This is a genomic window from Pseudomonadaceae bacterium SI-3 (assembly GCA_004010935.1).
Taxonomy (GTDB): Bacteria; Pseudomonadota; Gammaproteobacteria; order Pseudomonadales; family Pseudomonadaceae; genus Stutzerimonas.
In genome coordinates, this window is record CP026511.1 from 1819454 (window position 1) to 1841008 (window position 21555).

At 60.5% G+C, this 21555-nt stretch carries 18 protein-coding genes; 8 read left to right on the forward strand and 10 right to left on the reverse strand.

Annotated elements, in window-relative coordinates; all coding sequences use genetic code 11:
* Positions 1–45: 45 nt before the first annotated feature.
* The 3 genes from C1896_08770 to C1896_08780 form a co-directional block, all read right to left on the reverse strand.
* Positions 46–789, reverse strand: a complete 744-nt coding sequence (locus C1896_08770) for a VacJ family lipoprotein (GenBank protein ID AZZ47585.1) — start codon at positions 787–789, stop codon at positions 46–48.
* A 19-nt stretch (positions 790–808) separates the two neighbouring features.
* Positions 809–2101, reverse strand: coding sequence for a serine/threonine protein kinase (locus C1896_08775; protein AZZ44993.1), 1293 nt, complete (start codon positions 2099–2101; stop codon positions 809–811).
* A gap of 431 nt (positions 2102–2532) precedes the next feature.
* A complete protein-coding gene (locus tag C1896_08780; GenBank protein ID AZZ44994.1) occupies positions 2533–2757 on the reverse strand; it encodes a DUF2061 domain-containing protein in 225 nt (74 codons plus the stop codon).
* Between the two features lie 268 nt (positions 2758–3025).
* Here C1896_08780 and C1896_08785 point away from each other — a divergent pair, with 268 nt between their 5' ends.
* From C1896_08785 to C1896_08805, 5 genes are all read left to right on the forward strand, one after another.
* Positions 3026–3340, forward strand: coding sequence for a DUF485 domain-containing protein (locus tag C1896_08785; GenBank protein AZZ44995.1), 315 nt, complete (start codon positions 3026–3028; stop codon positions 3338–3340).
* A complete protein-coding gene (gene actP, locus C1896_08790; protein AZZ44996.1) occupies positions 3340–4995 on the forward strand; it encodes a cation acetate symporter in 1656 nt (551 codons plus the stop codon). Before C1896_08785 ends, actP begins: the two co-directional genes overlap by 1 nt.
* Before the next feature lie 189 nt (positions 4996–5184).
* A complete protein-coding gene (locus C1896_08795) occupies positions 5185–5991 on the forward strand; it encodes a short chain dehydrogenase (protein AZZ44997.1) in 807 nt (268 codons plus the stop codon).
* Positions 5992–6099: 108 nt separating this feature from the next.
* Positions 6100–7245 (forward strand): MFS transporter, encoded by a 1146-nt coding sequence (locus C1896_08800; protein ID AZZ47586.1) that lies wholly within the window; start codon positions 6100–6102, stop codon positions 7243–7245.
* A 131-nt stretch (positions 7246–7376) separates the two neighbouring features.
* Positions 7377–7799 carry a hypothetical protein gene (locus tag C1896_08805; protein AZZ44998.1) on the forward strand — a complete coding sequence of 141 codons (423 nt, stop codon included), beginning with the start codon at positions 7377–7379 and terminating at the stop codon, positions 7797–7799.
* 3 nt (positions 7800–7802) lie between these two features.
* Here the strand turns inward: C1896_08805 and C1896_08810 are convergent, their stop codons facing one another.
* The 5 genes from C1896_08810 to C1896_08830 all read right to left on the reverse strand — a co-directional run bounded on the left by C1896_08810 (position 7803) and on the right by C1896_08830 (position 15936).
* Positions 7803–8033, reverse strand: a complete 231-nt coding sequence (locus C1896_08810; GenBank protein ID AZZ44999.1) for a hypothetical protein — start codon at positions 8031–8033, stop codon at positions 7803–7805.
* 10 nt (positions 8034–8043) lie between these two features.
* Positions 8044–10809 carry a hybrid sensor histidine kinase/response regulator gene (locus C1896_08815; protein AZZ45000.1) on the reverse strand — a complete coding sequence of 922 codons (2766 nt, stop codon included), beginning with the start codon at positions 10807–10809 and terminating at the stop codon, positions 8044–8046.
* A gap of 187 nt (positions 10810–10996) precedes the next feature.
* On the reverse strand, positions 10997–12196 hold the full coding sequence (locus C1896_08820; GenBank protein ID AZZ45001.1) for an osmoprotectant NAGGN system M42 family peptidase: 1200 nt from the start codon (positions 12194–12196) through the stop codon (positions 10997–10999).
* A 142-nt stretch (positions 12197–12338) separates the two neighbouring features.
* The gene (locus tag C1896_08825; GenBank protein ID AZZ45002.1) at positions 12339–14081 is read right to left on the reverse strand and encodes an N-acetylglutaminylglutamine synthetase; all 1743 of its coding nucleotides are present in this window, start codon (positions 14079–14081) and stop codon (positions 12339–12341) included.
* A gap of 82 nt (positions 14082–14163) precedes the next feature.
* Entirely contained in the window at positions 14164–15936 is a 1773-nt protein-coding gene (locus tag C1896_08830; protein ID AZZ45003.1) for an N-acetylglutaminylglutamine amidotransferase, read from the reverse strand.
* 221 nt (positions 15937–16157) lie between these two features.
* Between C1896_08830 and C1896_08835 the strand changes: the two genes are divergently transcribed.
* Entirely contained in the window at positions 16158–16631 is a 474-nt protein-coding gene (locus tag C1896_08835; GenBank protein AZZ47587.1) for a MarR family transcriptional regulator, read from the forward strand.
* 28 nt (positions 16632–16659) lie between these two features.
* Here C1896_08835 and C1896_08840 read toward each other — a convergent pair whose 3' ends face one another.
* A complete protein-coding gene (locus C1896_08840; protein ID AZZ45004.1) occupies positions 16660–17514 on the reverse strand; it encodes a LysR family transcriptional regulator in 855 nt (284 codons plus the stop codon).
* Between the two features lie 95 nt (positions 17515–17609).
* Between C1896_08840 and C1896_08845 the strand changes: the two genes are divergently transcribed.
* The gene (locus C1896_08845) at positions 17610–17849 is read left to right on the forward strand and encodes a DUF1127 domain-containing protein (protein ID AZZ45005.1); all 240 of its coding nucleotides are present in this window, start codon (positions 17610–17612) and stop codon (positions 17847–17849) included.
* 52 nt (positions 17850–17901) lie between these two features.
* On the opposite strand, the gene C1896_08850 is transcribed toward C1896_08845, so the two are convergent.
* Positions 17902–19875 (reverse strand): bifunctional tRNA (5-methylaminomethyl-2-thiouridine)(34)-methyltransferase MnmD/FAD-dependent 5-carboxymethylaminomethyl-2-thiouridine(34) oxidoreductase MnmC, encoded by a 1974-nt coding sequence (locus C1896_08850; GenBank protein AZZ45006.1) that lies wholly within the window; start codon positions 19873–19875, stop codon positions 17902–17904.
* Positions 19876–20058: 183 nt separating this feature from the next.
* Between C1896_08850 and pap the strand changes: the two genes are divergently transcribed.
* On the forward strand, positions 20059–21537 hold the full coding sequence (gene pap / locus C1896_08855; protein ID AZZ45007.1) for a polyphosphate:AMP phosphotransferase: 1479 nt from the start codon (positions 20059–20061) through the stop codon (positions 21535–21537).
* Positions 21538–21555: the final 18 nt, after the last annotated feature.

Below are 21555 nucleotides of genomic sequence, written 5' to 3' on the forward strand. Positions count from 1 at the left end.
GATGCATTTGCGCGAAATTAGAACCTTTCGTATCGATTCAGTCGATCATTCCTCGATCTGTAGCTCCCGCGCGCGGGTGTAGACGTAGCGGACCTTCTCGTATTCGAACGGCGAATTGAGTTGACCGTAGCGCAGGGGCGTCGTGTGACGGATATCGATCAATCGCAGCGCGGTGAGACCGAATTCACCACCGCTGGCTTCGGCATAGCTGAAGTAGTCGACCTGTCGCTCAACGCCAAAATCCACTGCCTGGCCAGCGGTGTCCCGCAGGTTCGACGGGCCGAGTGCGGGCAGGATCAGATACGGGCCGTGAGGTACGCCATAGAAACCGAGGGTTTGGCCGAAATCCTCATTGTAGCGGGGCAAGCCCATACGCGTTGCAGGGTCCCACACACCACCGACGCCGAGAATCGTGTTGAACAGCAGGCGCGCAGTCGTGGTCATGGCTCGCTCGCCCTTAAGTTGCGCGATGCTGTTAAAAAGCGTCGGGATTTCACCGAGGTTATCGAAGAAATTGCTGACGCCGGTCCTCACGATCTTGGGCGTGACATAACGGTACCCGCGGACGGCAGGCAACATCACAAACTGATCCAGGCGGTAGTTGAAGTAGTACATGCGCCGGTTCAGCGACTCCCAGGGGTCGTAAATGTTCAGCGCGTCGAAGGTGGCGCGTTCAAATTCGCGCTGGTCGAGGCCGGGGTTGAACTCCAGGTTACGCAGCGGATGGGTGAAACCATCCTCATCGACAGTCCCCGTCTGGGCATGGGTCACGCTGCTGATTAGCAGCATGACGGCAAGCAAAGCGCGATTAACCACGGAAGAACTCCAACATATCGTGGGCGTTGACCCGGTAGGTGAGGTTGCCGCAGTGGCCACCGCGAGGATAGAGCGTCATGCGATCACCGAAGGTGCGACGAAGGAACCCCAGATCTCCAGCGCCGAGAATGATGTCGTCGGCGTTATGCATGACGGCGATTTTCGGACTGTTGCGCATGTAATCCTCGAGCGCATACAGGCTCACCTGTTGCACCAGTTGCGCCATGCTGCCGCCGTCCTGCTGCGCGCGCCACATGGGAATCAGCTGCTCGGTGATATAGCAATCGAAATCACAGAGCAGCGCGCGGCGGAAGAACGGCTCGAGACTGGTGCCTTCATCGATTGGGTATTTCGGTGGCACGATCAGGCCGCGTCGGTTGATCAGGTCGGAGGTGAAGGCAATATCGGCCGCCGAGAAGCGGAAAACCGAGCCGATCAACATGGCCATCTGCTCGTCAGTAAGTCGCAGCGCCGATTGCTGGAAATCGAAAAGCATCGCCTCGTCAAGGTTGATCGTGCCTTGCTGGCGGTAGTACCGAGTGAGCTTTTCCAGGACGACTTCGTAAAAGGTAGTGGTGCTGTCGATGGCATCGACCTGTGTCTGCACCAGCTTGTCGAGGTTGCTGATCGATGTGTAGAGGTTCACCGGGGGGTTGATCATCAGCACGCGCTTGAAATTGAAACTCTGTCGCGTCTCGTCGAGCTTGCTGACGAATGCAGCATTAAGCGCGCCCAGGCTATAACCGACCAGGTTGAACTCAGTGACCGGCAGCTCATGCTGCTGCGCGCGAACGGCTTGCATTACCCGATAGAGGTCTTTGGCGTCACCCGGGCTGTAGCCTGGCGTTGCGTAGCGCGAGGCAGCGGCGATGAAGTCGAAGCTGGTGGGAGAGGACAGTTGCACCACGTGATAGCCGGCCCCGTAGAACAACCGCTTCAGCGACTCGGTCTTGCCGGCTGAGTAGCTCGCACCCGTGCCAGAGATGATGAACATCAGCGGAGCTGGACCAGGCTGTTTTGCTAGCCGATATGTGAGTCGTTTTACCGCCCAGAAGTTATCAGGCAGGGTGAACTCCCGCTCGGGACGTAGCCGCAGGCTGTAGTCTGCCTGATCAATGTCGTCATCTTCAGGCAAGTCGACGCGAAATGGCGCCGGTGTCGTGGCTATCGTCGCCTCGAATGGGTTGCTTAAGGGATAGCCATATTGCTCGACGCTGATGTCTGCCGCGTGGGCAGGCGTAACGACCAGTGCAAGCAGTGCGCTCAGGCACAGCAGCAATCGCATATGAGGTGATCTCCGGTGACTACGTGGGGTTTGGCTGGTTGATATTCAGTTTTCAGGGGCCGGCGGCGGGGCCGTGGTCCGTTCGGTGCACTTGACGATGATTGCGACACCGGTTGGCGTGTCGGCAGCGAGTTGGCCTGATCGCGGTGACCATGCATTTTCGCGCTCGGATGATGCCTGGAATTGGCCGCCCTATGTCGTTTCGCTAAGCATTGACCGCAATTAAGCCGGCAGGTTGCGTCGCTTTTAAGCGGTGATAGCAAAAAGCCGGTTGCGAACTGGCTGGTGTGGATTAGTGACCGGTTGGTCAACCCTCGGTAGGCGCAAGACGTTTGAGTCGAGAGTCATTGCGCAAGGCTGCCGGGACGCTTCTTAACGGCACAGGTGCTTCGTGGGATTGCAGCTGTAGCGCTGGATGAGAGCGGTAGCGCTTACGCCTGGTGATGTAGCCAGGCGTGAGCGGGAATGTGCCTCTCGACAGCCTGACGCTTGTCCAGACGCTGCCAGACCTTCTCGTGAAAGTAAAAGCCCACCGAGTTGCACAGGGGCTCGATAGCGGCAACCAAGCCACCGGCCGCTGCGCTGCCGGTCAAGGCGTAGGTGACCGAGAACGCGATGCAAAAGTGCATCAGGGTAAAGGTAACGGTCTTGGTCATGGTCGATTCTCCGCAGCGATCGAGAATTATTCTCTGTTGCTGTGAAGTGTGCTCATGGCTGAGGAGCGTAGGAAATCGCCGTGTTCGATGGATCAGATAGGCCAGCACTATAACCTTCTGTTTGCGTAGACCTGATCGGCACCAACGCGTCTGGCATGGGCCTCTAGCGAAATAAAAACAAGACCATGGTCGAGTGGCTTTAACACGGGCCGGCCCTAAAGTAGCCGCCCTGCCTTCATGTGTGGGCAGAGACCGTGTGGAGACCCCAATGAACAACGAGACAGTTATTCAGCAGATCAATGCTGATCCACGATTCCACGACCTGGTTGCCAAGCGTGGTCGTTTCGCCTGGATGCTGGCGACCATCATGCTGACCGCTTACTTCGCATTTATTCTTGTCATCGCGTTTGACCCTGCGGTGCTGGGAACACCTCTGAGCACTGGCTCCGTCACCACCTGGGGTATCCCGGCGGGTCTGGGCCTGATTTTCCTGTCGTTCGTGCTGACCGGAATCTACGTGCAACGCGCCAATGGCGAGTTCGATCGTATCACCCAGGACATTCTCGACGAGGCCCAGAAATAATGTTCGCTCGCCTGCTGACTGCAGCTGCTCTGATGGCAGTTGCTCCGGCGCTGTTTGCTGACGCCCTGACCGGCGATGTACAGAAACAGGCCACCAACTGGACCGCCATTTCGATGTTCATCGTATTCATCGTGTTCACGATGGGTATCACCAAGTGGGCGGCCAAGCGCAACACCTCGACTTCCGATTACTACACCGCTGGCGGCAGCATCACGGGTTTCCAGAACGGCCTGGCGATCGCGGGTGACTTTATGTCGGCTGCCTCGTTCCTCGGAATATCCGCGCTGGTCTTCACCAGCGGCTACGACGGCTTGATCTATTCGATCGGCTTCTTGGTGGGCTGGCCGATCATTCTGTTTCTGATGGCCGAGCGACTGCGCAACTTGGGTAAATTTACCTTCTCCGACGTAGCCTCCTACCGCCTGGGACAAACTCAGATCCGTATCCTTTCTGCATGTGGTTCGCTGATCGTGGTGGCCTTCTATCTGATCGCGCAGATGGTCGGGGCGGGCAAGCTGATCCAGCTGCTGTTCGGCCTGGACTATCTGGTCGCGGTGGTGATGGTTGGTGTGTTGATGGTCATGTACGTGATGTTCGGCGGCATGCTGGCGACCACCTGGGTGCAGATCATCAAGGCTGTGCTGCTGCTGTCTGGCGCAACCTTCATGGCGGTCATGGTGATGTACAACGTCGGCTTCGATTTCAGCCGTCTGTTCTCCGAGGCGGTGGCGCTGCATCCGAGCCATCAGGCGATCATGAGCCCGGGCGGCCTGGTTTCCGACCCGATTTCCGCGATCTCGCTGGGGCTGGCATTGATGTTCGGCACGGCTGGCCTGCCGCACATCCTGATGCGCTTCTTCACCGTTGCTGATGCCAAAGAAGCGCGTAAGAGCGTGTTCTATGCGACCGGCTTCATCGGCTACTTCTATATCCTGACGTTCATTATCGGTTTTGGCGCGATCCTGCTGGTCAGCACCAACCCGAGCTTCAAGGACGCCACCGGCGCCATCGTCGGCGGCACCAACATGGTCGCCATCCACCTGGCTTCCGCAGTCGGCGGCAATCTGTTCCTGGGCTTCATCTCCGCGGTGGCCTTTGCCACCATCCTCGCGGTGGTTTCGGGCCTGGCGCTGGCCGGTGCTTCCGCTGTCGCCCATGACCTCTATGCCTGCGTGATCATGAAGGGCAAGGCAAAGGAAGAGGACGAGATGAAGGTGACCAAGCGCACCACGCTGGCCCTGGGCGTGCTGGCCATCCTGCTTGGTGTGGCCTTCGAGAACCAGAATATTGCCTTCATGGTGGGCTTGGCATTCTCGGTTGCCGCGAGCTGCAACTTCCCGATTCTGTTCCTTTCGATGTACTGGAAGAACCTGACTACCCGCGGTGCGCTGATCGGTGGCGCGATGGGCCTGGGCACGGCGTTGCTGCTGACCATTCTCAGCCCGACGGTATGGGTCGATGTGCTGCACTTCGAGAAGGCCATCTTCCCGTACAAGTACCCGGCACTGTTCGCCATGATCGCGTCGTTCGCGGGTCTATGGTTCTTCTCGGTTACCGACAAGTCGAAAGCGGCTGCTGAAGAGCGCGCACGTTTCTTCCCGCAATTCATCCGTTCGCAGACCGGTCTGGGCTCGAGTGGTGCGGTCGCCCACTGACCTCACAGGTCACCCAAAAAAAGCAGCCTTCGGGCTGTTTTTTATGCGCCTTCACCCGTTTATGGGCGGCTCAGAGGCCGGTCAATCGGGTGCGAGGTATGCCAGTCATTCAGCATTTCGATAGAGGCCGGAGCCTGCAGCGGCTTTCGCTAGACTCGTGGCAACTCCACGAACAAAAGGTTACAAACGATGCAAAATCGGATGATGGTCACAGGGGCCGGTTCTGGCCTGGGTCGCGAAATTGCGTTGCGCTGGGCGCGCGAGGGTTGGCAGCTGGCACTGTCGGATGTCAACGAGGCCGGCCTGGCTGAAACTCTGAAGATGGTCCGTGAGGCGGGCGGCGATGGTTTCACTCAACGCTGTGACGTGCGCGACTACAGTCAGCTGACAGCGCTGGCACAGGCTTGCGAGAGCAATTTCGGCGGCATCGATGTAGTGGTTAACAACGCCGGCGTCGCTTCGGGTGGCTTTTTCGAAGAACTGTCGCTGGAGGACTGGGACTGGCAGATCGCGATCAACCTGATGGGCGTGGTCAAGGGCTGCAAGGCGTTCCTGCCATTGGTGCAGAAGAGCCAGGGCAAGATCATTAACATCGCGTCCATGGCGGCTCTGATGCAAGCGCCAGGAATGAGCAACTACAACGTGGCCAAGGCCGGCGTAGTGGCGTTGTCCGAAAGCCTGCTGGTGGAGCTGAAGCAGCAGGAAGTCGGGGTTCATGTGGTCTGTCCGTCGTTCTTCCAGACCAATCTGATGGATTCCTATCGTGGGCCGACGCCCAACATGAAAGCGCAGATCAGCAAGCTGCTCGAAGCGTCGCCTATTTCCGCTGCCGACATCGCCGACTACATCTACCGTCAGGTTGCCGAAGGCGTGTTTATGATCCTGCCGCATGACGAAGGCCGGGCGGCTTGGAAAATCAAGCAGCACAACCCTCAGGCTATCTATGACGAGATGGCGCTGCTGGCAGAAAAGAAACGTAGCAAAAGCAAAACCTGACCAGTCGGTCCGTTTTGCTTGTCCTGATCCAGGGGCGAGAGTAGGGTTGCCGGTCCTACCTAGTCTGCCTCTGGACTCACTGTGAAAAATCCGTCTCGCTGGCTGCTCATGCTGGCTCTAGTGCTGGCCGCGATCAATCTTCGGCCCGGTATTACCTCGTTCGCACCCCTGATCGAACGCATCGCCGAGGAGCTCAGTCTCAGCCGCAGCGTTATTAGCCTTACTACCGCCTTGCCGGTGCTGCTGATGGGGTTGCTCGCGCCGTTGGCGCCACGTCTGGCGGTGCGGTTCGGACTGGAGCGCACCATCAGCCTGTGCCTTGGCTTGATCGGCCTGGCGCTATTACTGCGTCTGTTCGGTAAAAGCGCGCCAGTGTTGATTGGCACGGCGGCCATGGTCGGTGCCGGAATCGCGGTCGCCGGGCCGCTGTTGTCAGGCTTCATCAAGCGTTATTTCCTCGAGCAGATGGGTAAGACTGCCGCTTACTATTCGTTGAGCATGGCTGTTGGCGGCACCATCGGCGTGGTGCTTACCGCACCGGCGGCCGAACTGCTGGGCCAGCGCTGGACCTGGGGGCTGGCGTTGTGGGCTATTCCCGCGATGCTGGCGCTGTTGATCTGGTGGCGCCTGCCGAACCAGTCGGAGCCGTCAGTCGAGAGCCGCGCCGGACTGCCGTGGCGTGAGCCACGCGCCTGGTTGGTGAGCATCTATTTCGCCTTGCAGGCCGGTCTGTTCTACGCACTGGCGACTTGGCTGGTGGCGCGTTACCACGAGGTCGGCTTCAGCCTGCTGCAGAGCAATGCATTTTTCAGTGGCTTCATGCTGATCGGTTTACCCAGCGCGTTCATCATGCCTTGGCTGGCGCAGCGCTTCGGTCGGCGGCACCTGCTGATGGCTTGCTGCGGCGTACTGGCGACGGTGTGTCTGCTGGTCATTGCCTGGCTTCCTCAGGTCAATCCTTTGCTGGTCTGCATGCTGCTGGGCGTGGCTCTGAACGGGACCTTTTCGATGTCACTGGTATTGCCGATGTACGAAGCGAACTCACCGCTTGCGGTTAGCCGCCTGACGGCGATGATGCTTTGCACCGGTTACTGCCTGGCCTGTTTCACGCCGGTGCTGACCGGGTTGGGCCGCGATATCGCCGGTGATTACCGTGAACCTTTCCTCGTACTCGCGACCATGTCAGCGGCAATGTCGCTGCTTGCCTTGCGGCTGGCGCCCCGCCGAGATCTGTCTGCTGCGACGACGCCCTAAAGGTGCCGCTATTACCCTAGGTTGTGGTCTGCGTCACCTCTGCGACTCGCGTGCGGGCCATGTCCGCACGGGGCGCTGGAAGGCCGAGCGGAATTGGTCGAACATGTCGGACTTTCGCCTGGAGTGTTCCTGTGGAGCCGGAATCCATCGTCTACGGCAGCATTCGTGACTGGCCTTCGACCGACCCCGAGCAGTGTCGGCTGCGCCGTGCAGTCAACCGCCGTGCGCTGTACAGCTTGCCGCAAGGTGAGGGTTGGCCTTTTCTCGGAAGAGAAATGTTTTCCTGCTGCATGGATGAAGGCGTGTATCAGACCCAGATCATTCACTTCGGCGCCAGCTACCGCGCGGTCGAATATGAATGGGCGCTCTGGGTGCGTCACTTCGAGGCACTGCTGAACGAACTCTACTGGACCAGCGCGGTGGTTCACCTAGAGACCGAACTCAACGGCATTCATACCTTCCGCTGGGAAACCGAAAGCGGTTCGCACAGCCCCCATCAGCGCGATTTGCGTATGCGCTGTGCCTGGGAGCGTGACGGCGGGGTATTCAGCTGAAATCTAGTCTTCCAGCCATTCCTTCGGTACCTCGCGCCTGAGCGCGAGCTGGCACTGCTGATGATCAACATCGAACACGATGACCGCGGTGCCTTTGCGCAGTGCCTGGCGTACCCGCTCGACGCGGGTTTCCTGCGGCGTCTCGTCGCCATTATCGGTGCCCTCGCGGGTCACGAAGTCTTCGATGAGGCGGGTCAGGGTGTCAGGTTCGAGCTGGTCGTAAGGGATGAGCATCGGCGTCGGATCAAGTGGGATGGTGCAGGTCGGGTTCGCTAATCGGCGCGTTGAGGAACCGATCCAGGTAAGCATACAGCTGCTCGCTGTCCAATGGCTTGCCAATGAAATCGTCCATGCCGGCCTCGCTGCCAGCGCGGCGATGCTCCTCGAGCACATGGGCGGTCAGTGCGATGATCGGCACGGGTCGCAACTGCAATTGCGCTTCGAGTCGGCGGATCTGTCGGCTGGCCTCGAATCCGTCCATTTCCGGCATCTCGCAGTCCATCAAAATCAGCTGCACAGCGGCCGGGTTCTCGCTGTACGCACTGATTGCCCTGTGCCCGTTTTCAGCAACCATGACCTCATAGCCGCGTTTGCGCAGCAGGCTGGACACGACCATCTGGCTGACCGGGTTGTCCTCGACTACTAGGATGAGCGGCTTGCGGCCTGTCAGGCTGTCGGCGGCCACCATCGCAGCGCCATTAGGCGTTCGGGTTCCCTGATAGAGGCGATGCAGTGCTTCGCGCAAGGGGCCGAGCAACAGGGGCAACGGCAGGCTTGCCAGGTGCAACGATGACGACGCAGGTGAGGGCTCGCTTTGTGGCGGGTAGAGCAGCATTACGCGTTGATTTGGTTCGAGCTGGTCGGCCACGGCGTTGAGCCATGCCTGTGGTTTGCCAGGCCAGGGTGCCATGATCACCAGCAGCGGGGCTGAAGCCTGATCGTCGAGGTAGCGGCGCAGTCGTTGCGGCTCCTCGCAACGGACGATTCGCATGCCCCAACGGTGGAGCAGATTGCCCATCGCATCCAGTGCACAGATATCCCGAGACGCGATCACGGCGGTTCGGCCTTCGAGCAAGGTCGTGAGTGGGTCAGAGTTATCGCTCGCCTCCCGCAGCGGAATGTCGAAGCTGAATTGGCTGCCCTGGCCAGGCGTGCTCTGCACTTCGATCTGGCCGCCCATCATTTCCACCAGTTCCTTGCTGATGACCAAGCCCAGGCCGCTGCCACCGTAGCGTCGGGTTGTACTGGAATCACCTTGTGCGAAGGACTCGAACAGCTGGGCCAGCACCTCGGCGCGCATGCCGATGCCGCTGTCGGTGATCGTAAAGACCAGGCTTCGGCCGCCCTCCGGTCCCTGACAGACGACCTGCAGCACCACGCAACCCTGTTCGGTGAACTTCAACGAATTGCTCAGCAGGTTCATCAGGACTTGCTTGAGACGGGTCGGGTCGCCGCGAAGACGGCGTGGCACACCGGGCGCAAGGCTGAGATGCAGGTTCAGCTGCTTCTGCAGCGCTTGGGCTGTGAACAGGCTGATGGTTTCGGAGGCCAGCGCTTCCAAGTCGAACTCGATGTCCTCCAAGACCAGTTTGCCGGCGCCGATCCTTGCGTAGTCGAGGATGTCGTTGATGACCGTCATCAGCGAGTTGCTGGAGCTGGCAACCGTATCGAGGTAGAAGCGCTGGTTACGATCCAGCGGGGTCTCACGCAGCAATTGCAGCATGCCCAGTACGCCGTTCAATGGCGTGCGGATCTCGTGGCTCATTTTTGCCAGAAAGCGACTTTTTGCCTGGTTCTCGCTTTCTGCCCGCTCGGCTGCCTGGCGCGAACGGAAGCCTTCTTCCTTAAGCAGGTTGATACGGTCGGCGAGCCCGATCGACAGCGTGATCAACTCGAAGGCGATGCCAACTTTGACAATCGACGCGCCATACAGGCCCAACAGGTTGAAGCCCAGTGAACCAGCTGTGACGATGACGAACGTCGCCAGCAGGACGCCCCAGGCCAGCGTGTAATAAAGGCCATAGCGCACGCCGCGGCTCCAGACGAAAGCGCCAGTCAGCAACAGGCCGATCGAAGAGCCGATGACCATTACACTGGCGAGCACGCTCCAGACCTGCGTTTCCAGAACGAATCCGGACAGCAGCGCACCCATCGACAGGATCAGCACCACACGCAGGGCGAAGTCCAGGCGCGGGAAGTACTCTCGGGTATGCAGAAAATGGCGGCTGAATTGGACCGACACCAGGCAATGGCTGAACATCAGCGCGTAGATGCCTAACGCGACCACGTCGCCTGCATCGTTCAGCCATTTGACCAGCAAGCCATCGAAGCTGAGTGCGAACAGGCCCACGTTGAGGTTGTAGATCAGATACCAAAAATACGCTGGCTCACGCAGCGAGAGGAACAGGAAGAAGTTGTAGCAGAACATCGCAAACAGCACGCCATAGAAGGCCCCGGCCAAGCCCATCGAGTCTTCGGTTGCTTCGGCGTTAGCGGCGTAGGTGCTGAAATACAGCGGGACGTACAGGGTGCTGGTGCTTTGCACACGCAACAGCAAGGTCGAGGTGCCGGGCGCGAGCTCTACTGGAAACAAGAAGTTGCTGACCCTGACCGAGCGCTCACTGAACGGATGGTTGTCCCCCGAGTGCTGTCGGCTGATACGACCGTCCGGGTGACGGAGATACAGCTGGATATCGTCAAGCAGCGGGTAGTTGATTTCTACGAAGCCGCCGAGAGGGTCGTGGAGTTGGTTGTCCAGCTCGACACGGAACCACCAGACCGAATCGTTCTTCCCCTTATTGGGGTGTACGCCTGATACTGGCTCGAAGGTTTTTTCGGGTAGCGCGAACACCTCGGCCACGCTCAGTTCGGCGGCAGGGTCTCTCAGAAAGTAACTTGAGCTGCCCAGTGCTTGGCGAAAATGCTGTGAATCCACAGGCACGGGCTCAAAGGCCGATGCCTGAGCGGTCAGACAGAATAGGAAGACGGCCAGAAAAAGACGCGGCAGCATGTTATTGACCCAAGGCGTGCAAACTCGCAAAACGCAGTTTCCAGTCGCGCGAAGGATAAATTCCTTCGATTCATGCCTGACTGGCCAAGCATCCATATATTTCAGAGGTTTGCGACTTTGCCCGGATCAGCGCCGCCCCGCAATCGGCAAATGCCTCAAGTTGGCGGCGCATCATGAAACGTGGCCATCAACCGGACGAATCATCGGTTTGTTTGTCGAAGATCGAATCGACTGCCGGCACGCGCGTGTCGTTCTCCATTTGGGTCACGTGTTCGAGTTGATGGCTGAAGTTTTCCAGTGAGTCTTTGCTCGTGTGGGCATCGCTGGTGAAGACCGGTGGGCTCAGCAAGTAGGCCGAAATCAAGCGGCTCATGGCCGCCAGGCTGTCGATGTGGGTGCGCTCATAGCCATGCGTCGCGTCGCAACCAAAGGCCAGCAAAGCGGTGCGGATGTCGTGACCGGCTGCAATCGCCGACTGCGCATCGCTGTGGTAATAGCGGAACAGATCGCGACGCACCGGTACCTCATTGGCTTCCGCCAGTTTCAACAGGTGCCGCGACAGGTGGAAATCATAAGGCCCGCCTGAATCCTGCATGGCTACGGTGACGGCGTGTTCGCTGGATTCCTGTCCCTTGGCCGTCGGCGCAATGTCGATGCCGACGAACTCGCTGACATCCCAGGGCAGGGCGCCGGCTGCACCAGAACCGGTTTCCTCGGTAATGGTAAACAGCGGATGGCAGTCGATCGGCGGCTCACGGCCGCTTTCAACCACGGCTTTGAGCGACGCCAGCAAGGCTGCCACTCCGGCCTTGTCGTCCAGATGGCGGGAGCTGATGTAACCGCTGTCGGTGAACTCGGGCATCGGGTCGAACGCGACGAAATCGCCCACATTGATTCCTAGCGCAAGCGTGTCGGCGCGGCCTGCGGTGTACCCGTCCAGGCGCAGTTCGACGTGGTTCCAGCTGATCGGCATCTCGTCAACCGCAGTATTGAATGCATGTCCCGACGCCAGAAGAGGCAGCACGCTGCCCCGGACCACGCCGGTGTCGGTGAACACGCTGACGCGGCTGCCTTCGGCGAAACGACTCGACCAGCAGCCCACCGGAGACAAGCCAAGTCGGCCATTGTCCTGGATCTCCCGGACGCTGGCGCCGATGGTATCCAGGTGTGCGGCGATGGCTCGATCCGGGCTGTACCGACGGCCTTTGAGTGTGGCGCGGATGGTCCCGCGACGGGTCAGCTCGAAAGGAATGCCAAGCTCCTTCAGCCGCTCCGCCACGTAGCGAACAATGGTGTCGGTGAAGCCGGTGGGGCTGGGAATGGCGAGCATTTCCAGCAGCACACGCTGCAGGTAGTTGAGGTCTGGTTCTGGAAGCTTGGCAGTCATGATCATTCCTTAGCGGCGAAAAACGGGCTGCCGCCATTCAGGTGAGTGAAGTTGAGCTGCGGTAGTGCCGCAAGCGAGGCGGCTGGGCCATTCCGGCACCTGAGGGTGCCGGAGCCAGGCCATCAACGGCCTGGTTGCCCCGCTAATGGGTGCCGTAGCTGAGTGGAAAGAGCAGGTCGACGAAGCGTTCGGCGGTCGGCTGCGGATGATGATTGGCCAGTCCGACTCGCTCATTCGCTTCAATGAAAACGTACTCAGGCTGGTCTGCCGCCGGCACCAACAGATCGAGACCAACCACCGGGATATCCAGCGCACGGGCCGCGCGGACTGCAGCGTCGATCAGCTCGGGGTGCAGCTGATCGGTTACATCGTCGAGCGTGCCGCCAGTATGCAGATTGGCGGTACGACGAACCGTCAAATGCTGGCCACGTGGCAGCACGCTGTCGTAATCGAAGCCGGCTTCACTAATGCACCGATGGGTTTCCTCATCCATCGGGATTTTGCTTTCGCCACCCGTCGCGGCCTGGCGACGGCGACTCTGGGTTTCGATCAGTTCTTGGATGGAGTGGCTGCCGTCGCCAACCACTTCAGCCGGACGTCGAATTGCTGCAGCGACCACCTCATAGCCGATCACCACGATGCGCAGGTCAAGACCGGGATGGAAGCTTTCGAGCAAGACGCGTTGATCGAAGTGGCGTGCTCGGGAAATCGCTTCCTCCACGTCCTCAGGGCTACGAAGATCGACCGAGACCCCGTGGCCCTGTTCGCCATCGAGCGGCTTGACCACGACACTGCCATGCTTTTCCAGAAACGCCTCGTTATCCTCTGGTGTCCCTGCGAGCTGCTGCGCTGGCAGTTTGAGCCCAGCGCGGGCGAGGGTGCGGTGCGTCAGGCTCTTGTCCTGGCACAACGTCATGCTCACCGCTGAAGTGAGGTCCGACAATGATTCGCGGCAGCGAACCTTTCGGCCGCCCTGGGTCAGGGTGAACAGGCCGGCTTCGGTGTCGTCGATGGTGATTTCGATGCCGCGGCGCCGTGCCTCGTCGACGATGATCTTGGCATAGGGATTCAGCTCGGCTTCCGGGCCAGGCCCTAGAAACAAGGGCTGGTTGAAGGTGTTCTTGCGTTTGACCGTGAAGGTCTGCAGGTCACGGAAACCGAGCTTGGCGTAGAGCGCCTTGGCCTGCTTGTTGTCGTGCAGCACTGACAAATCGAGGTAGGCCAGCCCGCGCCCCATGTAGTGTTCGATCAAATGGCGAACCAGCGCTTCGCCAACGCCAGGGCGGGTGCAGGTTGGCGCGACCGCCAGACACCAGAGGCTGGAGCCGTTCTCCGGATCGTTGAAAGCCTTGTGGTGATTGATGCCCATCACGCTGCCGATGATCTGGCCAGAGTCGTCGTCCTCGGCCAGCCAATAAACCGGACCACCTTGCTCTCGTGGGGTGCACAGCTCCGGGTTGACGGGCAGCATATGGCGGGACTGGTACAGGCTATTGATCGCTTTCCAGTCCTCCTCGCTCTGGGCGCGCCGGATGCCGAAACCGCGGAAGCTGCGGCGGGCCGGGCGGTAATCGGTGAACCAGATGCGAGAGGTGTCCGAGGGGTCAAGGAACAGCTGCTGCGGCGCATAGGCGAGCACCTGGTGCGGCGCGGCAACGTACAGCGCAATGTCCCGCTCTCCGGCCTGTTCATGGAGCAGGTCGGCAGCGAGCTTTTCAGGGTCGGAGTAGGTGTGTCCGATCAGGATGCGGCCCCAGCCACAGTGCAGGGTTACGGGCGCCTGAGGTTCCGCCTGGCCATCTTCCGCGAGTCGTTGCTGCAGGCGCTCGTAGGTCGGTGTCTGGCCGCGTAACAGCCGCTGTCCATAGGCTTGAGACTTCTGCATGGTACGTTCCTTGGAGCTTGTCACGACGTCACGGCATTTGTCGTATCAACCGGCCTGGCGCCGTGCCGTCATGATCGGGTTCTTAAAGGCCTTGTTCGCTCAACCATAGATTGACCGCTGCCAGCTGCCACAATTTCGAGCCGCGTAGGGGCGTCAGTTGGCCCTCGGGGTCGTTGAACAGCTTGTCCAGCATTGCCGGGTTGTACAGCCCCCGATCCTGGCTCGGGTCCGTCAGCAGCTCGCGCACCCAGTTCAGCGTGTCACCCTGCAGGTGCTTGAGGCCCGGCACCGGGAAATAGCCCTTGGGGCGGTCAATGACCGCGGCCGGGATGACCTTGCGCGCGGCTTCCTTGAGCACATATTTGCCGCCATCGGGCAGCTTGTACTTCGCAGGTATTCGTGCGGAAAGCTCGGCCACGTTGTGATCGAGAAACGGCACCCGTGCCTCGAGGCCCCAGGCCATGGTCATGTTGTCGACGCGCTTGACCGGGTCGTCGACCAGCATCACCGTACTGTCGATTCGCAGGGCCTTGTCGACCGCCGCATCGGCGCCCGGCTGCGCGAAGTGCTGACGAACGAAATCACCGGAGAAGTCGCCCTTGACCCACTGCTGCTGCACGGTGTCGGCGTACTCCTCGAAGCTGCGGTCGCGGAAGGCGTTGAGATAAGCCTCTACAGGGTCCTCGGCACCGTCCACCTGCGGATACCAGTGATAGCCAGCGAACAGCTCATCGGCACCTTGACCGCTCTGAACCACCTTGCAGTGCTTGGACACTTCCCGTGAGAGCAGGTAGAAGGCGATGCAGTCGTGACTGACCATCGGTTCGCTCATCGCGCGAAAGGCGGCAGGCAGCTGTTCGAGGATTTCTTTCTCCTGAATCCGCAGCTGGTGATGGCGCGTCCCGTAATGCTGTGCAATCAGATCCGAATACTTGAATTCGTCGCCACGCTCGCCACCGGCATCCTGAAAGCCGATGGAGAAGGTCTGCAAGTTATCCGCAGCGCCAGCTTCGCGAAGCAGGCCGACCAGTAAGCTGGAGTCGACGCCACCGGAAAGCAGAACGCCCACGTCGACCGCCGCGCGATGACGCAAGGCGACGGACTCGCGCAAGGTTGTCAGGGTGCGCTCCTGCCAGTCTTCGAAGCTGTAGCCTTGTTCCTCTTCTGACGCCCCGAACTCCAGCGTCCACCAGCGGTGTTGGCTGGTCTTGCCGCTGGCATCAACACGCATGAAGGTGCCGGGAGGCAGCTTCTCGATGCCCGCAATCAGAGTGTCCGGTGCTGGCACCACGGCATGGAAGCTCATGTAGTGGTTTAGTGCCACCGGGTTCAGCACACCGGCAATGTCACCGCCCTTGAGCAACGCCGGGAGCGTCGAGGCGAAGCGCAGGCGCTCGCCAGTGCGTGACAGATAGAGCGGCTTGATGCCGAGACGATCACGGGCGATGAACAGTTCCTGTACGTCGCGCTGCCAGATGGCGAAGGCGAACATGCCGTTGAGGCGCGGCAATAAGGCTTCGCCCCAGGCATGAAAGCCCTTGAGCAACACTTCAGTGTCACCCTCGGAGAAGAAGCGATAGCCCAGTGCCTCGAGCTCGGCGCGCAACTCCGGATAGTTGTAGATGGCGCCGTTGAAAACCATCGACAAACCGAGTGCCGAATCGACCATTGGCTGACCCGAGGCCTCGCACAGGTCCATGATTTTCAAGCGTCGGTGACCGAGCGCCAGAGGGCCTTGGCTGTTGAAGCCACAGGCGTCTGGGCCGCGAGCAGTCAGGGATTGAGTGATGCGTTCAACCGCGGCCAGATCGGCCGGTTGATTATCGAAGCGAAGTTCGCCAGCTATGCCGCACATAAGATCCTTACCGGTGTTGCCGTTGGGGAGTGTGACTGATGCTCGGATCGCGAAGTTCAGGTTTTCAGACCAGCGTATAGCGCTCTGGCTCGCCGGCTGCAGTGATTATTCAGGTGCGTCCCGCACAGGCTGAATCGCGCCCTGCTGCGTCAGTCAGGTTTTACAGGGAAACAAAGGAAGTGCTTTCATGTCAAACCGTGATCCAGCTGATTATGTTGTTTATGAACGAAGAAAATATTCGAGCTGAAACTATCGAAAAGCCGGAGAGTAGGCTTGAACTGTCGCTGTTTCAGGCTCTGCGCCGGTTGCAGCAGGACGCCGAAATGCATGCCAAGCGGCTGGCACGTTACGGTGGACTGAGCCCGGTGCAGCTAATGATTCTGCAGGTGCTTGCGAGCGAGCGACAGCTCACCGCCAGTGCGCTGAGCAAGCGCGTCAGCCTTACGCCTGCAACCCTGTCCGGGCAGCTCGACCGGCTCGCCGAGCGCGGACTGCTGTCGCGCCAGCGCGATGATCAGGACCGCCGCCGCCAATGGTTGCTGTTGACTGACGAGGGTCGCGCACTGCAGCAACAGGCCCCGTCTTTGCTGCCGCCGGAGTTCGTTGCACGTTTCGCGGCGTTGCCGGAATGGGAACAGCACGGAATCACTGCGGCGCTGCTTCGCGCCGCCTCGATATGCGGTTCGAGGGAATAGTCAGCAGCCCGGCTGAGCCTGCCGTCTGCTATAGACGAAAGCCTTCGACAATATGCTCGGCCAGTGTTTCGCTGACTTGCGACTGACTACGTTCGTTGCGCAGCAGGACAATGCTGCTCAGGGGTAGCTCCGGCATGCCCTCTGCTTCGCCCAGCAATCGCATGTCGGCCGTGACCAGGCTCTGCAGCTGCGCGGTCACCGCGAGCCCGGCGTTAACCACCGCCATCAGCGCTGAAAGGCTCGGGCTGGTATAGGCAACCCGGTAGGGAACGTCCAGGCTGTCGAGGGCATTGCAGGCCCAGGCCCGGCAGAAGCAATCGGTATTGAACATGGCCAGTGGCATGGGCCGTTGTTCATGGGTGTTGAAGCCCGGGGCTTCGGCCCAGACGAAGCGTTCGCGGCGCAGTAACTGCCCGATCTCGGTACCCGGCTCGCGGGTGACGATGGACAGATCCAGGTCGCGTCGCTGCAGCAACTGGTAAGACGGTTCGCAATGCACCTCCACCTGCACCAGCGGATAGGCCTGGGCGAAGCGCGACAGGATGCCCGGTAGGAAGCGCATCACATAGTCGTCCGGGGTGCCGATGCGCACCGAGCCGACCATGTGCGGCTCACGCAAGGTGGTCAGCACCTCGCCGTGCAGCTTCAGAATTCTTCGCGCATAACCAAGCAGGATCTGGCCCTCTGCGGTGAGCTTGACCTGGCGCCCGTCGCGCTCGAATACCGAACGTTGCAGTACGTCCTCTTCCAGCCGCTTCATCTGCATGCTGATTGCCGACTGCGTGCGATTGACGGCTTCCGCAGCACGGGTGAAGCCGCCGTGATCGGCAATTGCCACAAAGCTGCGCAGCAGCTCGGCATCGATACTCGGGTAGTTGGCCATTCATCAATCTCCGAGATGGACATCATCACAAACATTCGTTGGATTGATCATAAGCCCGGCGGGACACTGGCGCCATCCACTCGGAGGTGTACCCGATGAAAAGCCATGCTGAGTTCGTTCATTCCTGCGCCCGGAGCGCAACGCCCCATTTCTCGCTCGGACGGTCGCTGCGAGCGGCCTGGCAGCAGTTCGGCCGCTGGCACGCGCTGTATCGCCAGCGCCAGCAACTGGCCTCGCTGAGTGACGAGATGCTCAAGGACATCGGTTTGAGCCGGGCCGATATCGAAACCGAAATCACCCGGCCATTTTGGGATGAGCCGTTTCGCCGAGGCTAACCTTTGGCAGCTTGGTCACGAGGGTCGAATAGGCAAGCGCTCGATGAGACGCTCAGTCGATCCGTCGAATGAGCTTGCGCAGCAGGAAGCGATTGGGGTGGCAGGCTTCGGCGATGGCGCGCGGTACGGGCAGCGGTTCGTCATTCAGCCACGCGGCGAGCAGCTCGCCCGACAGTGGCGCGGTGATCAGGCCGCGCGAGCCGTGTGCGGTATTGACGTACAGCCCATCAAGCCAGGGACACGTCGTATCAGGCACTTGCCGAGCATCCTTCGCCAGCACGGCATAGGCTTCGGCGAAGCGTGCTGGATCGGCCAGCGCGCCGATGATGGGTAGGTAGTCAGGGCTGGTGCAGCGGAACGCGACGCGTCCATGCAGTTGGTCGATATCGACGGTGTCGGCCTCGAGGCGCTGATGCAGATCAGCGGAAATCTCCGCGAGCATCTCCAGGTTGGAGTGATGTTCCGCTGCGCTCGGAGCCGGGTCGGTTTCGGCGAAATTGAAGCTCGCCCCCAACGTGTGCTGACCCTCACGGGGCGGGGCGACGTAGCCCTTGGCGCAGAGCACGGTGCGCAACGCGCTGCTTCGTTCGGTCACCGGCAGGGCGGTGATCTGTCCGCGGATTCGCTTGAGCGGCAGCCAGGCACTTTGGCTGAATTGCGCAACGTCGGCGGCGCCAGCCAGAATCACTACCGGCGCGTCGGCCAGCAGCTCATCGCCGATCAGCGCCTGCCACTGCTCGCCTGCGCGACGCAGCTCGACCGGGTGCTGGTGGCGAAGCAGCTCGATGGCGGGGTGCGTGATCAGCCAGCGACACAGCGCTGGCGGGTGCGCCCAACCCGCGTCCGGATAGAACAGCCCGCCATGGTCCAGCGTCACGCCCGCCAGCTGCTCAGCTTCCTCGCGCTGCACCGCGCGCAGCAGACTGGGCGGAAAGGCATCGGACAGTGCTGCTTGGCGGGCGTTTTCCTTGTGGTCGAAGGCAAGCTGCAGCACGCCACAGGCATCCCAGTCCTGGCCTTGCTGCAGGTTCTGCAGCAACCGACGGGTGTAGCCAAAGCCGCTGGCGACAAGCTGCGAAAGCGCGGTGCCGTGCGCTGACAGCTTCAGATAGAGCACACCCTGTGGATTGCCAGAACCCTCTCGGGCGACGTCGTCATGCCGCTCCAGCAGTGTCACCTGCCAGCCGCGCGCCGCCAGGCTGGCGGCGCTGGCGCAACCCGCCAGGCCTGCGCCGATGATCAATGCCTTGCGCTGCGTTGGTTGATGCGACGGGCGCGCGAACCACGGGCTCTCCAAGGTTTTTGGCGATGCGGCAAGGTGGCCCTGGAGGTTTTCCCACTTCTGGCCGAAGCCCGGTATCCGCTTGATCTCAAAGCCCGCCTCCTTGAGGGCTCGTCGCACACTGCCGGCGCTGCTGAAGGTCGCCAGCGTGGCACCCGGGGCGGACAGCCGCGCCACTTGCTCAAATAGCTCGGGCTGCCACATGTCCGGGTTCTTCGGCGGTGCGAAACCATCTAGAAACCAGGCGTCTACCTGGGCATCCAGTTCTTTCAGTTGCTCGAGTGCATCGCCTACCAATAGCGTCAGCGTCACCTGGCCGAAACGAAACTGCTGGAATCCCGGATTGATCGCCACATACTGGTCCAGCAACTGGCGCGCCTGCAGCTGCAGCTCGGGCCACAACGTCAGCGCGCGACCCAGGTCGTCGCGCGTGAGTGGATGCTTTTCAACACTGACGAAGTGCAGGGCGCTATTGGCAGGCGCAGTGCGCTCGAACAGCGCCCAGGCGCAAAGGAAACTGAGGCCAGTACCAAAGCCCGTTTCGCCAATCACCAGGCGTTCCCCTGCCTGAAGAGCGGCGAAACGTTCGGCCAATCGGTTGGGTTGCAGAAATACGTGGGTGGTTTCGGCCATGCCTGAGCCACGAGAAAAATATACATCACCATAGCGCCGCGATTGCGGTTGACCGTTCTCGTCCCAGTCGAGCTCGGCATGTTGAAAACCGGGTGGGATCGCGGCGGACATCGGCGTTTCCTGCGGAGAAAAATCGCGATTCTAGCAGCAGCGTGAAACCTGCTGCGGGCGCGCTTTGTCGCATCGGTAAGCGCGCAGGCCAGCGCACCAAGCGCTAACAGGCGGAGCTGCATCAGTACTGCAGCTACCTTGGCCTGCTAGGGTTCATCACAGCATCCATTCCTGGAGTACACGATGTTCGAGTCCGCAGAAATCGGCCACACCATCGACAAGGACACCTACAACAAAGAAGTGCCCGTTCTGCGTGAAGCATTGCTGCAAGCGCAGTACCGCCTCAAAGAGCAGACGCGGTTTCCAGTGCTCATCCTGATTAATGGCATCGAGGGTGCCGGAAAAGGCGAAACGATCAAGTTGCTCAGCGAGTGGATGGACCCGCGGCTAATCCGGGTCGACAGCTTCGATGTGCCGACCGATGAAGAACTCTCGCATCCGCCCGCCTGGCGCTACTGGCGTCGCCTGCCCCCGAAAGGACAGACCGGTATCTTTTTCGGTAACTGGTACAGCAAGTTGCTTGAGGACCGGGTTCATGGGCGCATCAAGAAAGCTGAGCTGGAGCTGGCCATCGACCGTGCCCAGCGGTTCGAACGCATGCTCTGTGCTGAAGGCACGCTGATCTTCAAATTCTGGTTTCACCTGTCCAAGGACCGCATGCTGCAGCGCCTTGAGTCGCTAAAGGATGATCCGCTGCACAGCTGGCGCATCAGCCCGCTGGATTGGCAGCAGTCGAAAACCTACGACCGGTTCGTCAAGCACGGTGAATTGATCCTGCGCCGCAGCAGCCGGGACTTTGCGCCCTGGTACGTCATCGAGGGCAGCGACGAACGATACCGAAGCCTGACCGCCGGCCGGTTGCTGCTCGAGGGGCTCAATGCTGCGCTGGACGCTGCGGACCAACCGCTCTCGCAGCCGCACACGGCGACGATCGAGCTGAAGCTCGATCAGGCGAGCCTGCTTGGCAGTCTCGATATGCAGCAATCGCTCAAGGACCATTACAAGCAACAGCTGGGGCATGAACAGGCAAGGCTGAGCCAGCTTCTGCGTGATCCGCGGTTGCGCAAGCGTGGGGTACTGGCCCTGTTCGAGGGCCACGACGCGGCGGGCAAGGGCAGCGCCATTCGCCGGGTCACGGGGGCGCTGGATCCGCGGCTGTATCGCACCATACAAATCGCCGCGCCCAGCGAAGACGAACTGGCGCAGCCATGGTTGTGGCGCTTCTGGCGCAACGTCCCGGCGCGCGGGCAGTTCATCATTTTCGATCGATCCTGGTACGGCCGCGTGCTGGTCGAGCGTGTCGAGGGCTTCTGCTCGCCAGACGAGTGGCTGCGGGCCTATTCCGAGATAAACGAGTTCGAGGAACAGCTGGTCGACGCAGGCGTGGTGGTGGTCAAGTTCTGGCTCTCGATCGACAAACAAACGCAGCTGGAGCGCTTCAAGGAGCGGGAAGATACGCCGCACAAACGCTTCAAGATCACCGAGGAAGACTGGCGCAATCGCGAAAAATGGGACGACTACAGCAATGCCGTGGCGGACATGGTCGATCGCACCAGCACCGAAATTGCGCCCTGGACGTTGGTTGAGGCCAACGACAAGCGCTTTGCCCGGGTCAAGGTATTGCGCACGCTCAACGACGCGCTGGAAGAAGCGATCAGCTGAGTTTCAAGGGACGGCGGA